At 60.5% G+C, this 15,077-nt stretch carries 12 protein-coding genes; 3 read left to right on the plus strand and 9 right to left on the minus strand.

Going from position 1 to position 15,077, the window contains the following annotated elements; genetic code table 11:
- From NQ018_RS06310 to putP, 9 genes are all read right to left on the minus strand, one after another.
- On the minus strand, nucleotides 1-663 hold the full coding sequence (locus NQ018_RS06310; protein WP_257054641.1) for a response regulator transcription factor: 663 nt from the start codon (nucleotides 661-663) through the stop codon (nucleotides 1-3).
- Complete coding sequence (locus NQ018_RS06315) at nucleotides 660-2,126, minus strand: sensor histidine kinase (RefSeq protein ID WP_257059652.1); 1,467 nt, start codon at nucleotides 2,124-2,126, stop codon at nucleotides 660-662. The genes NQ018_RS06310 and NQ018_RS06315 overlap by 4 nt, the downstream gene beginning before the upstream one ends.
- Nucleotides 2,116-2,529: a hypothetical protein gene (locus NQ018_RS06320; RefSeq protein ID WP_257059655.1), complete on the minus strand. Its 414-nt coding sequence runs from the start codon at nucleotides 2,527-2,529 to the stop codon at nucleotides 2,116-2,118. The genes NQ018_RS06315 and NQ018_RS06320 overlap by 11 nt, the downstream gene beginning before the upstream one ends.
- Before the next feature lie 106 nt (nucleotides 2,530-2,635).
- Nucleotides 2,636-3,862 carry a glycerate kinase family protein gene (locus tag NQ018_RS06325; RefSeq protein ID WP_257059658.1) on the minus strand — a complete coding sequence of 409 codons (1,227 nt, stop codon included), beginning with the start codon at nucleotides 3,860-3,862 and terminating at the stop codon, nucleotides 2,636-2,638.
- 35 nt (nucleotides 3,863-3,897) lie between these two features.
- On the minus strand, nucleotides 3,898-5,394 hold the full coding sequence (locus NQ018_RS06330) for an SLC13 family permease (RefSeq protein ID WP_257059660.1): 1,497 nt from the start codon (nucleotides 5,392-5,394) through the stop codon (nucleotides 3,898-3,900).
- Nucleotides 5,391-6,149: a hypothetical protein gene (locus tag NQ018_RS06335; protein WP_257059662.1), complete on the minus strand. Its 759-nt coding sequence runs from the start codon at nucleotides 6,147-6,149 to the stop codon at nucleotides 5,391-5,393. The genes NQ018_RS06330 and NQ018_RS06335 overlap by 4 nt, the downstream gene beginning before the upstream one ends.
- 312 nt (nucleotides 6,150-6,461) lie before the next feature.
- Complete coding sequence (locus NQ018_RS06340; RefSeq protein WP_257059665.1) at nucleotides 6,462-6,929, minus strand: DUF2269 domain-containing protein; 468 nt, start codon at nucleotides 6,927-6,929, stop codon at nucleotides 6,462-6,464.
- A 55-nt stretch (nucleotides 6,930-6,984) separates the two neighbouring features.
- The gene (locus tag NQ018_RS06345; protein WP_257059668.1) at nucleotides 6,985-7,590 is read right to left on the minus strand and encodes an HNH endonuclease family protein; all 606 of its coding nucleotides are present in this window, start codon (nucleotides 7,588-7,590) and stop codon (nucleotides 6,985-6,987) included.
- Between the two features lie 63 nt (nucleotides 7,591-7,653).
- Complete coding sequence (gene putP, locus NQ018_RS06350) at nucleotides 7,654-9,231, minus strand: sodium/proline symporter PutP (RefSeq protein ID WP_257037642.1); 1,578 nt, start codon at nucleotides 9,229-9,231, stop codon at nucleotides 7,654-7,656.
- A gap of 415 nt (nucleotides 9,232-9,646) precedes the next feature.
- Here putP and NQ018_RS06355 point away from each other — a divergent pair, with 415 nt between their 5' ends.
- The 3 genes from NQ018_RS06355 to NQ018_RS06365 all read left to right on the plus strand — a co-directional run bounded on the left by NQ018_RS06355 (nucleotide 9,647) and on the right by NQ018_RS06365 (nucleotide 15,074).
- Nucleotides 9,647-12,823: a DEAD/DEAH box helicase gene (locus NQ018_RS06355; protein ID WP_257059670.1), complete on the plus strand. Its 3,177-nt coding sequence runs from the start codon at nucleotides 9,647-9,649 to the stop codon at nucleotides 12,821-12,823.
- Between the two features lie 21 nt (nucleotides 12,824-12,844).
- Entirely contained in the window at nucleotides 12,845-13,693 is an 849-nt protein-coding gene (locus tag NQ018_RS06360) for an SWIM zinc finger family protein (protein WP_257059672.1), read from the plus strand.
- Nucleotides 13,694-13,784: 91 nt separating this feature from the next.
- Complete coding sequence (locus NQ018_RS06365) at nucleotides 13,785-15,074, plus strand: metallophosphoesterase family protein (RefSeq protein WP_257059674.1); 1,290 nt, start codon at nucleotides 13,785-13,787, stop codon at nucleotides 15,072-15,074.
- Nucleotides 15,075-15,077: the final 3 nt, after the last annotated feature.

Genomic DNA, 15,077 nt, shown 5'->3' on the forward strand with positions numbered 1-15,077 from the left:
TTAATCTTTGAATCGGTAGCCCGAGCCGCGCACGGTTTCCACGCGGTGGGCACCGATTTTCTTGCGTAGGGTGCGGATGTACACGTCCACCACGTTGGAACCTGGGTCAAAGTCCATGCCCCACACCTGCCCTAAGAGCTGGGCGCGGGACAGGATGTGGCCGGGGTGGCGCATCAGCGTTTCCAGCAAGCCGAGCTCTCGGCGGGAGAGGTCCACCCATTTGCCGTCCACCTCTACGCGGTGGGTCTTCAAATCTAAGGTGATGCCGCCGCGGCTGAGAGTGTTTGCTCCGGTTGGGGTTGGGGTGTCGCGCAGGCGCAGACGAACTCGAGCCAGCAGCTCGGCGAACTGGAAGGGTTTGGGCATGTAGTCGTTTGCCCCGCCCTCGAGGGCTTTGATCCGGTCATCCAGTCCGGTGCGGGCGGTGAGCACAATAATTGGTAGTTCGTTGCCCAGTGATCGCAGTTGCCCCAGTACCTCCGTGCCGTCCAATCCCGGCAGGCCGAGGTCAAGCACCATGAGCTGGTATGCCCCGGAATGTGCCAGGCCCAAGGCAATGGGTCCGGATGGAGCGAGGTCCACGCTGTACCCTTCGGCTTCGAGGCCGCGGGCGATGAACTCCGCGATGCCTGCGTCGTCTTCCGCAATCAGGATTCTGCTCATTGTTGCTCCTCGTTCGGGGTGTGCGTGGGAATGGTGATGCCAAAAGTGGAGCCCTCGCCGGGCGTGCTTTCGGCCCAGGCATTGCCACCGTGAGCTTGAGCGATGGCTTGCGCAATGGCCAGCCCCAACCCTGAGCCCTGCTTCTTGGCGGCGTCGGAATTGCCTTTATGGAAGCGCTGGAACAGCGTGGGCAGCGCCTCTGCGGGGATGCCCTGGCCGCGGTCGTTAACGCTGAAGCTCACCCCGCCTTCAACCACGGAGCTGGCGAGTTGGATTGGGGTGCTCGGCGGGGAATATTTCACTGCGTTGCGCACGAACTCGAGCATGACTTCCGTGATGCGGTCGGGGTCGGCGAGCACGGTGGCCTCGGCAAATTCGCGGACCTGCACGCGGTTGGGGGCGAGCATCATCGCTTTGTCCTCGATCTCCAGCACGAGGTCGGTGGCATCTACTTCGCTGAGGTTGAGGAAGGGCTGGCCGGCGTCGGCAACAGCAAGTGTGAGTAGGTCATTGACCATGCGGGTCATGCGGTCGAGCTCCTGGGTGCACAGCTCCACGCTTCGGGCGCGCTGCTCCGGAGTGGCATGTTCGAGGAGCTCCAAATGGCCGCGAACCACGGTGATGGGGGTGCGCAGCTCGTGGCCGGCATCGTCGATGAACTCCCGCTGCACGGCGTATGCTTCCTCGATTCGGTCCAGCATTCCATTAAAGGTGCGGCTGAGCTGGGCAATTTCGTCATCACCGCGGACGGGCACACGCCTGGTGAGGTCAGTTTCCGAGCCGGTGGTATCCGATGCGATGTCAGAGGCAACCTTTTGCAACTCGCGGACTGGGGCGAGCACCTGTGCAGCAACAACCCAGGCGATCACGGCAGCAAGCGCCAAGCCGACGCCCCCAAGACCCCACACAACCCGCGCCTGCTGGGAGAGCTGGTCATAGGCGGGTTGGGTGAACACCGCAATGACAAAATAATTGGGGTCATTGGTGCCAAAAGTGCTCACTTGCAGTTTCGCCCAATGCACACCGGGGGTGTCCGAGGTATCCGTAATACCGGAGCTCGCATTGGTTTCCATGATGGCCCGCACCAGTGTGGTCTCCTGGCTCAGCGTCTCCGGGCTCGTGGAATTCGCGCTGCGGTGCTGCAACACCAGTTCGCCGTTGATGAGGGCAAACATGAGCTCGTCTTCACCCGGAATCTGCTGGCTGAAAAACGCCCGGAGCATGGACTCTGCGGTGCTAAACGGCTGCCCCGTTGCCGGGTCGATGCCCTCAGCGCTGAACCGGCGGAACTCTTCAATCTCCTGCTCCACTGCCACGTTTGCTTGTGCGTGAACCTCGCCGCGACGCACGGAATCGAGCAGGTAAATCACGCTGCCCAGGACCAGGAAGACCACGGCGAGGATCCACGCGGTGATGCGCCACCGGATGGAGTGGCGCATTTGGGTGATGGCGTTAGTCGTCATCAAAATCCCCAAAATCGTCTAGGTCATCAAAGTCATCGTCAAAGTCCTGGTACACCAGCGGCGGTTGCGGCACGATCACCTGCGGTGCTGGTGCTGGAGCGGGCGCTGGAGCCGGTGCGGGTGCGGGTGCTGGAGCGGGGGCTTGTGCTGGTACCGGTGAAGGGACGGCCGCTGATCCCTCCCCATTGTCCTGCCCATTGTCTTGCCCATCATCTCCGGCCGTGGATGTACTGGTGGTGGGCGCAGGCGAGGGTGGGGTGGTGCTGCCGACGGTCAGGGTTGCCGATGCAGGGTCGATCCGGGGTGCCTCGTGGGAACTGCTGAGTGCCGCTCCGGCGAGGGCCACCGCGATCAGCAGGACCAGGATGCCAGCGAGGGGGATGAAGCGATTGAGTGCGGTCATAAGAATCTTCCTTGTGTAGTGGCCGCAAGTGGTTTGCAGCTTAGCGTATTTGGGCTGAAGGTGGTTTGAGGCCGTCGGATTTTGGAGCTTCGGCGAGGATGGTGGCTTAGGCAGCAGGGATCACGCCGAGGCGGGCCAGCGTGCGCGTTTCCTGGCGGTAGGCCAGCACGCTGCCAAGTTGCAGCATGCGCATGGAGCGCTCGGCGGCGTCGGTGAGCAGCTTGCTGCCGTCACGGACCGCGTCTTCCAGTGCCATGGGGACGGTCATGATGGATTGAATAGCGGAGATTCCCACCTCGTGGACCCGCGGGGCACCCTTGCCCAGGGACCCGGCGATGCCCAGGACGGGGACGCCGGTGGACTGTGCTCGGCGCGCGATTTCCGCCGGCACCTTGCCATTGGGGGTTTGGAAGTCGATGGCGCCCTCGGCGGTGATCACCAAGTCAGCGGCTGCGATCAAATCGCAGAGACTTTCCGGTGCGGGGAGCTGTTCCAGCAGCACCTCGAAGCGGTTGTGCGCGGAGGCACCCACTGCGATGAGCCCCGCGCCAAGCCCGCCGGAGGCGCCGGAACCAGGGCCGCGGACGTCACCAGTGGGGCAGAAGGTGCTTTCTAGTAGTTCTGCCCAGTGTTCAAGGGCCGCGCCGAGCTGCTTGACTTGCTTCTTCGTTGCTCCCTTTTGGGGCCCGAACACCTCGGCAACGCCTTTTGGTCCGGTGAGCACGTTGTGCATGTTGCATGCCAGGGTGATGGTTGCCTCCGCGAGTCCTGGGTGGAGCTCGGATGTGTCCAAGTGGTGGGCGTCGGAAAGCGCTTCGCCGCCCTGGGCAATTTCCTTGCCTTCTTTGTCCAAGATCTTGAGCCCAAGCGCGCGGAGTGCGCCGGCGCCGCCGTCAGAGGTTCCGGAGTCGCCGCAGCCGATGACGATGTTTCGGATACCGGAGTCCAGGGCGGCCGCGATGAGTTCACCAACGCCGGTGGTGGTGGTCTTGCCAGGGTTGCGGTTATCGCGCGGGACCAGGGAGAGCCCGGCTGCGGATGCCATCTCCACTACGGCGGTGGGCTCTGCGCCGGTGAACTCCAGCCACTTTGCATTCACGCGCTTGCCTACCGGGCCGGTGACGCGCATTGGGTGCACCACGGTGTTGGGGCGCTCGGCGAGGAGGTCAATGGTGCCCTCGCCGCCGTCTGGGACGGGGAAGGAATCCACGCGCACGCCGGGGAGGACGCGGCGGATGCCGGCTGCGATCGCGTTGGCAACTTCAGTGCCGGAGAGAGACTCCTTGAAACCCGATGGGGCAACCAGGATGCGCTCTGGGAGGTACATGTTCATGATGGTTCTTCTTTCTGTTTGCGGGGGAGAGATTGTTAGAGGTGTATGGAAAGGCCCATTGCCGGCCAGATCCACAGCGCAAAGCCCATGAGCGTGAGTACATGCACCGGCATGATCAGCAGCGAAACTTTGAGCAGTTGTTTGGGGGTAAAGCTCGGGTGTTCGCCGTCTTCGCTGTAGAACACCGCCAGTGGTTTGGCGGAGCTTGGCAGCGTGTGGCAGAACCCCGCCGCCGCAGTGGAGATGAACGCCGCGGCTACTGGATTTACGCCCATGGCCGGGGCCACGGCGATGACCAAGGGGATGAGCACCGCCGAGCGGGCGGAACGAGACTGGATCACCAGGTGAGCCAGCGTGGACAGCAGCACCACCATGCCAACGAACAACACAACCTGGCGGCCCTGAGTGCTAGTGCCGGAACCGGAATCGGAACCGAAATCGGAATTGGGGATTTGTGAGAACAGGGCTTCGGCCAGTGCTTGCGCTGCACCTGAGGTTTGCAAGGCGGTGGCGATGGCCACCGTGGCTGCCATGAACAGCAGCAGCGACCACGGCACCTTCTTGATGGCCTTGTTCAGGTCCACCCCGCCGACCTGTGGGGAGGTGATCACCAGTGCGGCCACGATCGCCACCAGTGCGGGTGGGAGCCCGTGAAGCGACTCCGTGCACCACAGCACCACGGCGGTACACAGCACCGCGATGCAACGGATTTCCTTCACGGAAAACGGTGCGTGCGGAGCAAACTCCGCTTGGTTGAGCTCCAGCGGGGTGGAACGCTGCTCCCGGGTGCTCATGGAGAGCAGCATGATCTCCGCGGAGATATGGGAGGCCACCAGGGCGTATGGCAAGCCGTAGAGCATCCAGGAGGCAAAGCTAAACGGTGAAAAGCCGGCTTCGGCGAGCATTTGGTTGGTGATCAGGTGCGCGCCCGCCCCGATGAAGCTGGCCACCGCGCTGAGCAGCACCACGGAGGGCATGATCACGCTCAGCGCCACTGCGTACCACTGGTGCTTCTTGGGCAGCGCCGCGGCGATGGCCAGGAAGATTGGCAGCACCAGCGCCGCACGCCCGGAGGTGGCCGGCACCATGAAGGCGGTGACCACCAGTGCCAGGGTAATAAGGTGGAGCAAGACCCGTGGCGAGGTAATGTCGGCGCACAACCAAGCGGTGATTCGCGGTGCCAGACCAGATGCGCTGAGTGCGGCGGAGACGATGAAGGCGCCGATGAGGAGCCAGGTGGTGTCGTCGCCAAGGGGCGCGAACATGTCCTCCACGGAGATCACACCGACGATCACCAGCACGCATGTTGCGCCGAGGGCTACAAAAGTATCCGGAATAGGGGAGACGATCCACAGCCACACGGCCACCGCGAACACCGCTAGCGTGATACTTGCCTGTGCAGGAAGGCCCAGCGGGGCGAGCAGGATCGCCGCCACCAGCACAACCGCTACCAAGGTGAGCAGCGTGGTGCGGAGGTTGAAGGAGGGCAGTATCGACGGCGCCTGGGGGAAGGGGATGGTTGCGGTGGTCATGCGGAGTCACCGCCCGCAGGTGCAGCGTGGGAGGTGCGCGCATTGTGCAGCGCGACATTCACCACTGTGGCCAGGTCTTGGGTTTCGGCACCTGGGATAGAGGTGACGTCGATAGTGCTTCCCTGCGTGCTGGCTTTGATGATTTCTCCACGCAGTTTTCGCAGCGGGGTGAACACCGTAGCGCTCATCACCCATGCGAGCAGGGTGGAGATCAGCACTCCTACAGCCCCGATTGCGGAGACAATTGCGATGGTTCGTTGGATCGCTGCATGTGCCTGCGCGGTGGAGACAGCCACGATGAAGTCGGCCTGACCAGCGGGATTGTCCAGTGTCATCCGGGCCCAGTGCAGTTGCTCGGCACCTTGGGTGCCCTCGCGCTGGTAAATGCCGGAGGTGCCCTGCATTGCGGCGACGTCTGCGGGCTGCAATTCGATGGGGGAGCCAGCGACGGTGAACACTCTGGCGCCGTCTACCCCCACCATGGCTTCATCGGAGCTTGGGATCTGCACCTGCAGGTACGCCTCTATGAGTTGCGCTGGTGCATGGGTGGCGGTGTTCTCCATAAAAGTTTGGAACTCTTCCACCTCCTGTTCCACCGCCGCGTTGGCTGCCTGGGATGCCTCAGCTTGCAGCAGAGTGCGGGTGGTCAAGGCCGTAGCCAGCAATGCGGCTGCGGAAGCGAAGGCGAACCACCAAATCAGGCGCTTGCGCAACTGCGGCACCTGCCTTGGGTCCGTTGCGGGAAGTGGGCTCATGGCTGTTGTCCTTCAGGTACTCGTTCATGTGATGTTCTGCGCAACTGGTGTTGTGCGTTCATGAACTAGTGTGAAAGACCCGCGTGAAGCCTCAATGAGTCCAAGATGAGAGTTCTTTCATCTTGTATTTGTGCAGGTAGAGATGAATTTTCTCGTCTCCTTTCCCAAAAAAATTCTCTTCCCGCCGCAACAGTGCATTTACGCAAAAACCCGCGAGCTGGAAACTGATTGTTCAGTCCAACTCGCGGGGAGCAGTAAATACGGTGGGCAAGACGCCTCGGCGGAAGCGTTCGCCTGTTGGTGGCCGCCAGATTAGAGGAGCATCAAGATGGCCACGATTACCCAGAGCAGGGAGAAGATGCCACCAAACATGGAGAGCTGGGATTTCTCCTTCTCCCAGTTATCCACGGTGTAGGCCTTAGCCTCTTGCTCATCTGCCTCCAGGATGCCGAGGGCACCGGCGAGCTTTTGCTGGCGGGGCAGGATCACGAACAGCAGGAGCGCCCAAGCGATGACGGACAGCGCGATGGAGGCGTGGAACTTACCATCAGTCCAGTAATCGCCGGTGAACATCACACCGAAGCCGATCAATGGCACCAACAGGGAAAGGGTGCCGTAGGTGCGGGTAATCTTGAGCAGATTGCGCGCAGCGCCCTTGGCTTGCTCGCTGCCCTGGGAGGCCTCGTAGGCCCGGGCATGGAAGGTGGAAACGGCCACGGTGACTGGACCGAGGAACAGGATTGCTGCGATAACGTGCAGCAGGATCAACAAAGTACCCACGGGGGTTTGCCTTTCAGCTCTACATTAAGAATTTCAAACAGCCTCCAAGCCTACCTTATGGTGGCAAAATGCACTGGGAGTGCATAGCCTTGAGATCCTGCTCAGGTAGGGGGAGCCCGTAGGCCACCGCAACGGCAGCGAGCCGGCCCGCATACCAACACCTGCTGGAGCGCTTTGGCGGCAGCCATTCGGAGGGTAGTTGATCTCCTTTGGCTTGGTTTTGCGTTCTGGAGACCGCGATGAGGTTGATGGGGTCATTTGCAAAACGGACCCGGAGTTCCTGCGGCCAGTGAGCTGCGCCGAGGTCCCAAGCCGCGGAAAGCGGAAAGACGTGGTCAACCTCGATGCGCTCGTGCTCCTCGCCTATACCGATTAGCACCCCTGAGTACGGGTCTTTTGCCCAGCCTGCGGTGAGGGTACAGGCGCGCTGCTGGACGTCGGAAAGCGAGCGTTCCAACAGCCACACCCTAGTGTTGCAGGGGCCTTGGGGTGGCGTTGCCCAGGCCGCACCGAATTTGGTGCGCTCGTAGCCCGGAATCGTGGGGCGTGCTGCAACGGTGGAGACCTGCAACATCGTCGGGTGCTTGCGCGCGATCGGGGGAAGCGACCAAGCCGCAAGCAACACCGTGGCCACAACTAAACACAAAAAGAAGCGCCGCATACCATCCTTAGACGGTTGCGGCGCCCCTTTTGGTTCCATCAGGATTGCAGCCGTGTTGTAACGCTAGAGCTGACCCTTGTCTTGGAGCTGCTTGGCCTCGGCGATTTCCATCTCAGGGTTGGCTTCAACCACGCGGGCAAGACGGGTGGCTTCCTCGAACTCGTCGAGCACTCGCTGCGCCGGTGGCTTGGTGGCCAGGGATACGAGCACCGTAACCAAGGCTGCGGAGATGAAGCCTGGGACCATTTCGTAGAGGGAGTCGGAAAGCGAGCTCATGCCCCATGCGAAGCTCACCAATGCGCCGGTGAGCATGCCCGCCACCGCGCCGGGGACGTTGAGGCGGCGCCAGTAGAGCATGAACAGCACCAGCGGGCCGAATGCCGAACCGAAACCGGCCCACGCGAAGCCCACCAAGCCCAGGATGGAGTCGGAAGGATTGATGGCCAGCACGCCTGCCACAATGGCAACCGCCACCACCGCCGTGCGGGATAGGTTGATCATCACCTGCTCGGATGGCACCCGCTTGGTGAACACCTTGAAGATGTCCTCGATGAGGGAGGTGGAGGTGACCAGCAACTGGGAGGAAATGGTGGACATAATCGCTGCCAGCACTGCGGTGAGAATCAAGCCAGCGAGCAGTGGGTGGAACAGAATCCGGCCCATGTCCAGGAAGATCGTCTCAAATGCGGTGCGGTCCACAATGGAAATGTTGGGGTCCTGGCCAAAGAATGCCGTACCAATAATCGCCACGAAGGTTGCGCCGAGGATGGAAAGGAACATCCAGCCAATACCGATCCAGCGGCCCATCTTTGCGTCCGCAGGGGTGCGCAGCGCCATGAATCGCACGATGATGTGCGGCTGGCCAAAGTAGCCCAGGCCCCAGGCGAGGTTGCCAATGATCGCCGCCGCAGAAACACCGGAAATCATGTTGAAGTAGGTGGGGTTGCCCACGCCGTCGGTGTACGGACCGTAGTCATTGTTTGCAGCCCAGGTCCAGATGGAGGAGGGATCATCAAGGTAGAGCAGCGCCATGATGGGCACGATGGTCAGGGAAAGGAACATGATGGTGCCCTGCACTGCGTCTGTGTAGCTCACCGCAAGGAATCCGCCAATGAAGGTGTAGGCCACGGTGATCACAGCCACGATCAACATGCCGTCAATGTAGGAAGAGCCAAACGTGGACTCAAAGTAGCGGCCGCCGGAGACCATGCCGGAGGACACGTAGAACGTGAAGAACACGATAATGATCAGCGAGCTGGCAATGCGCAGCACACGCGAACGATCCTTCAGGCGATTCTCAAAGAAAGACGGCAGGGTAATGGAGTTTTCTGCTACCTCCGAGTAGGAGCGCAGTCTTGGTGCCACCCACTTCCAGTTCGCCCAGCAGCCAATCAGCAAGCCAATCGCGATCCACAGTTCGGACAGGCCGGTCACAAACAGTGCGCCGGGTAGACCCATCAACAGCCAGCCGGACATATCGGAGGCGCCGGCAGACATCGCCGCCACAAACGGGTTGAGGCCACGCCCAGCGAGCACGTAGTCGTCGTACTCATCCGTTTGGCGATAACTCCAGTAACCAATGGCGAGCATCACCGCCATGTAAATCACGATCGCCAAAATAAACCACGTATTTTGGGTCATTACATTCGATCCTTTCTCCAAGGGGACTTGCAGAGTGGACTTTCTCAAGTTCAGGGACAGATGAGGGTCACTTCAGGAAAGTGAAATAGACATATTGCCCTAGGGTCCCACCATAGAGGGCAAAAATGAATAGAAGCAATGCTCAGCCGCACGGAGGGGTGCCTGGAATAAAACCCAAAGGCGAATAAAACCCAATTCCACTCGAATAACTACCGCCGCTCGCGAAAAGCAAAACGGAACATAAAATCCAATTCAGCAAGGGTGCAAATTTCCTGGTGTGAATAATTCGGGTTCGTCGGGCCAAACAATTGTTGCTGCGCTGTTGAGTGGGCGTTGCGGCAGGCAGGAGAGTATCATTGTTCAGATTGCGTACTTGCCGCCGAGAAGGCGTAACGACGTGCACAAGGAGGTTACGGTGGCAGATCCTAGGGCCGCTCAACAAGGCACCCCTGCGTTCCTCCTGCATGGCCTCTGGCTCCAGGAATCTGGGCTTCACCTGTGGATTGAGCAGGTGGAGGGGCACAAGATCATGGTGCCGGAAAACGTGGACCTCTCCGTGTTTCCAGACGCCGTGCGCGGCCTTCTCGAGGGCAAACGATTTGCCCACCTGATTCCGGTCACCCTCCTCACGCCCAAAGGCCGCAGAGTACAACTGAAAATCCCCACCGCCGCCTACACCCCAGAGCAAGCGGTGCGGGTTCTGGCCACCCTGTCTACAATCGGCCCAACCACGGCAAGCGGCGAGCAGATTGCCACCCTCGCCCCAGATGTTGTGTGGCTTGCCAGGATGTACCAGGGCCTGGACCAATTTGTGCGCGCCGGGCGCCTTACATTCAAGGTAGGCTACGCGGACCGGCAATGGTGGCCCACCTGGCAACTTGCCGCGGGACTCGCTGAGCGGGGCTGGATCGCCCAAATGAGTGCTGCAGCACCTGGGGTGATCATCGCAAACGGTGGGTCAGCCGTTGCTCAATCCATCGCCCAAGAACTCCCACACTGGATCGCCAACGCCCACCTGCGCGTGACCGCCGATGCCGCCCGGCCGATGCCGTGGCACGACTTCGTCGGCTCACTTCTGCGCAGCACACCAATGCGCCGCGGCAGCGCCAATTTGGTGTCCGCCCTCAACAAGTGGCGCAACAGCGTACAAAGCGTGAATTTCACGCTGGTGTTCTCCGTGGAGGAAGCCTCCGGCGAAGTGCTTGAGGCTAATGAGGACGCAGACATCACCACCGCCATCTGGCCCGTGCGCGTGCAAGTGCGCGCCGGGTCTGATGCTCCCATGGCGATGGCGGATGCATTGCAGGACAAACTGGTTGCCCAGCGCCTGGAAGAAATGCATGGGCAGGCAGTGGCAAGCGTGCCCATGCTGAACCCAAACCGGGAGATGGGCAGTGAATACGCCATGGACTTGGCGTTTGCCCGTGCGGCTGAGCACGCAAGTACATGGGACGCTTACCTCACCACCGATGAGCTAATGCAGTTCATTAGCCAAGACGTGGAGGTGCTGCGCAAACAGGGCTTTACGGTAATGCTGCCCAAGGCCTGGGATGTGAAGGAAACCAAGGCCAAGCTGCACGTAGAGGACCCTGCGGAATCTGCGGTGGAACCTAAGCTCGGCCTGGACCAGATTGTTGATTTCCGTTGGGAAATCTCGGTGGGTGACACCACCTTGACCCCCGATGAGATGACTGACCTGGTGCGCTCAAAGTCCGGATTGATCCTGCTGCGCGGCAAGTGGGTGATGGCGGATGCACAGTCCTTGCGCAGGGCAACCAAGTACATGACTGAGCTTGCCAAGCATTCAAAAAAGCGGCGCAAGGCCGAGATTGAAAAACTGGAGGCGGAGCTCGAGCTCGCCCGCGCAGCCTCCCCTGTAAATCAGGCGGAAATCGCCGCGCTTGAAGCCGAGCTTGCCAGACTAAAGGAGGCCTACGAGCAGGACTTCACCGACCCCGGTGCGATCACCCTCGGCGAGCTGCGCCAATTGGCCATGGAGTCTGCAGACCCCGAGGTGGTCGAGTACGCCGGATCAAAGTGGCACCAGGCGCTCATAGGGGGCCTTCAAGCCACGGACTTGCCGGCGCCGGTGCGGGTGGAGATACCACCCCAAGTGCATGCTGAGCTGCGCGAATACCAGCGCCGCGGTGTGGATTGGCTGTATTGGATGGCGCAAAACCATGTGGGTGCCGTGCTGGCAGATGACATGGGCCTTGGCAAGACCCTGCAGCTCCTCGCGCTGGAGGCAGTGGAGCGTTTTTCCCCCGCTCGCGGTGAGGGCGTTCGGGCCTTGGGGGCGTCGGAAAGCGGGCCTTTGCCCACCCTGATTGTGGCGCCGACCTCCGTGGTGGAGAACTGGCGGCGCGAGGCGCAGAAGTTTGTGCCGGAGCTGAAGGTGATGGTGCACCATGGATCTTCTCGCGCGAAGGGTGAGGAGCTGGTGCGCGCCGTGCATGAGGTGGACCTGGTGATCAGCAGCTATGGAACTGTGCTGCGTGATTCAGCAGTGCTGGCGGGCGTGCATTTTCGCCGGGTGGTGCTCGATGAAGCACAGAGAATTAAGAATGCTTCAAATAAGGAAAGTAAAGCGGTTCGCAGTCTGCCCAGTGATCACCGGGTGGCACTCACGGGCACTCCGGTGGAAAACCGTTTGACGGAGATGCGATCCATCCTCGACTTTTGCAACCCCGGCGTGTTGGGTTCCGCGAGCTTTTTCCGTAACCACTTTGCCCGCGCAATCGAGCGCTATCAGGATGAGGTTCGCATTGAACAGCTCAAGACCCTCACTGCGCCGCTGATCCTACGCAGGCTGAAAACAGATCCAGCGATCATTAGCGACCTGCCGGAGAAAACGGAAAACATCATTACGGTGCCGATGACCAAGGAACAGGCGGCGCTTTACAAGGCGTATGTTGAGCAGCTTAAGAAGCAACTCGAAGAGGCGCCTACCCAGGGGCGGCGTGCGCTGGTGTTGGCCTCGCTGACCAGAATCAAGCAAATCTGCAACCACCCTGCGCACTTTCTTGGGGACGACTCACCGATCCTTATCAAAGGCCGCCACCGCTCCGGCAAAATGCAAGAGCTCATGAATTTGTTGGATCAGGCCGTGGAATCCGGGCGAAAAGTGCTGATCTTTACCCAATACGCTGCATTTGGCAACATGCTGCAGCCATTCCTCAGCGAATACTTTGGCGAGCACATCCCGTTTCTCTACGGCGCAATCAGCAAGAAGGATCGCGACAAGATGGTGCAAAATTTTCAGCGTGACGACGGCCCAAAGGCGATGCTGCTCAGCCTCAGAGCGGGCGGCACGGGGCTCAACCTCACCCAGGCATCCGTGGTGGTGCACATGGACCGCTGGTGGAACCCCGCCGTGGAAAACCAGGCCACCGACCGCGCGTACCGCATTGGCCAGCGCCAAGACGTCACCGTGTACAAAATGATCACCGCCGGGACCATCGAGGAATCAATCCAGGACATCATCGACGGCAAAACCAAGCTGGCAAGCACAATTGTGGGAGATGGCGAAGGCTGGCTCACTGAGCTCAGCGTGGAAGAGCTCTCGATGTTGCTGAGCTATAGGGGGCAGTAATGGTGTTTTTTGGAGGTCAACATGACTGAGCGGAAGCGCCCGCGCGGGGTGCACAAAGACAACGTGATCTACTACAACTTCGGCGCGAAACGGGACGTCGAAGACCTTGGAGCGGATGACGTTGTGGTGCTCGGTGGGGCGATGGATCGCACCTCAGCGCGCACGCTCACGCCCCAGTTGCCCGAGATCCTGCGAACCTATCCGCTGGAGCTTGCCGACGGTGGCCGGGTCCGCCGTGGGCGTGAGTACTACCGTGACGCGATGGTGGTGGCCTTCGACGTGCGCGAGGGCGTGCTCGTCGCGGAAGTTGCAGGTAGCCAAAATGAGCCTTTCACCGTGACCATTTCCTTCCCGTACCGTAGCCCCGAGCGCCTTGGCCAGATTGGGCAAATGTTGGCTGATTCCCCGGTGAAGCTGCGCAAAATGCAAGAAGGGGAATTTACCGAGGATGTGCTTGAACTGCTGGTGAAGCAGGAACACGAGGCATTTGGTCTGCGCTGCGACTGCCCGGATTCCCAGTACTGCTGCAAGCACCTGGTGGCGGTGTTCCTCAAGGCTGCTGACTACTTCTTTGCGCACCCCATGGCTATTTTTGAGCTCCGGGGCCTGAACTTTATTGAGCTGCAGCAACAGGCGCTGCGGATTGGCCAGCAGCGTGGCGTGGAAAACGCCGAAGGCAGTGAGATCCTGTTCTGGCGCGGTAAGCCGCTGCCGGACCTTCCCAATCCCGCGGTTGCCCCGGCTCTGGATGACTCTGACCTCAACTTGCTTCACAAGGCTCTCGCAGAGGTGAGCTTTGCAACGGTGGACACGCTGCGCGCCGTATCCGAGCTGGAGGATCTCTACTACGAGCTGACGCATTTGGAGTGATGTGGGCTTCCAGCGCCGTTTCGAACATTTGTTTGGTCAATTGGGGTGAGGTGGCGAGCATGCGTCCGGGGCTCATGATAGGAAAGCAACTATGAACATTCGGTTCCTGCATACATCAGACTTCCAGCTCGGGATGACCCGCTGGTTTTTGAGCGGAGAGGATGAAGGCGCGCAGGAGCGCTTTGCCTCAGACCGCCTCGCCGCTGTTCGCCGCCTGGGTGAGATAGCGAAAGAGCGAGACTGTGCATTCATCGTGGTTGCCGGTGACGTGTTTGAACACAACTCGCTCGCCCCAAAAACTACCGGGCGTGCCCTCGAGGTTCTCAGGCAATTGCCGGTGCCGGTGTACTTGATGAGCGGAAACCATGACCCACTTACTGCAGACTCCGTGTTTTACCGCGCCCAGGAGATCGAGGGAGTGCATGTGCTGGCTGACAGCACCCCGGTCCGGGTGGAGACGGCACCTCATGTTGAGCTCGTCGGGGCACCGCTGCTTTCCAAGGTACCGAGCGAGGACCTCGTGGCGGCCGCGCTCCGGCACCTTGAGCCGGCGGAAGACACCATTAGGATCGCGGTAGGCCACGGTGCGGTGGAAGGATTCGGGGATACCACGAACACCGCCCTCATTGACCTCAATGCTGTGGAAGAGCGCATCGCGGAAGGTGTTATTGACTACCTTGCATTGGGAGATACCCACTCCACGCAAGCCCTGGGGACCAGCGGCAAGGTGTGGTACTCCGGTTCGCCGGAAACCACGGACTTCCACAAACTCGGGGAAGGAGGCCGCGGTGAGTTTGCGTCCGGGAACGCACTGGTAGTGGAGATTGAAAAGCGCGTTGGCGGCGTTCACGGAAACAGCACTGTCTCCGTTGAGGCGGTGCCAGTGGGGAAGTGGACTTTTGAGTCCATCGTGGCAGAGGTGAATCACTTCAACGATGTTGAAGACTTCCTTCAACAGCTCCGAGACTACAAATTCAAAGAGACCACGGTAGTGAAGTACGCACTCATCGGTTCACTGGACCTGCGCTCAATGCGCCATCTCCAAGAAGGGATTGAGGAACTCCGTCCGGTGTTCGCGGCTCTATACGAACGCCAGCGTCTCATGGATTTGATGATCGAACCCGGCGAGGAAGAACTCGAAGAATTCGGCCTCAGTGGATTCGCCGCAACCACCCTCGAGCAACTTCGAGAACAGGCGCGGACCGGAAATGGCAAAGAAATGATTGGGCTGGTTGACGCGAAGGGGGCAGAAACTGCAAAAGATGCAATCAACCTGCTCTTTAGGCTCAGCAGTGGGCTTGATTACGGCACAAGTTCGGAAACACGGGGCGTGGGCGGCGTTGTAGGCGGTGGCGCGAGCATCCAGAAGGCGGGGAGGTAAGAG

Origin of the sequence: Corynebacterium kozikiae, from assembly GCF_024580965.1 — a bacterium.
In the GTDB taxonomy this organism is placed as follows: Bacteria; Actinomycetota; Actinomycetes; order Mycobacteriales; family Mycobacteriaceae; genus Corynebacterium; species Corynebacterium kozikiae.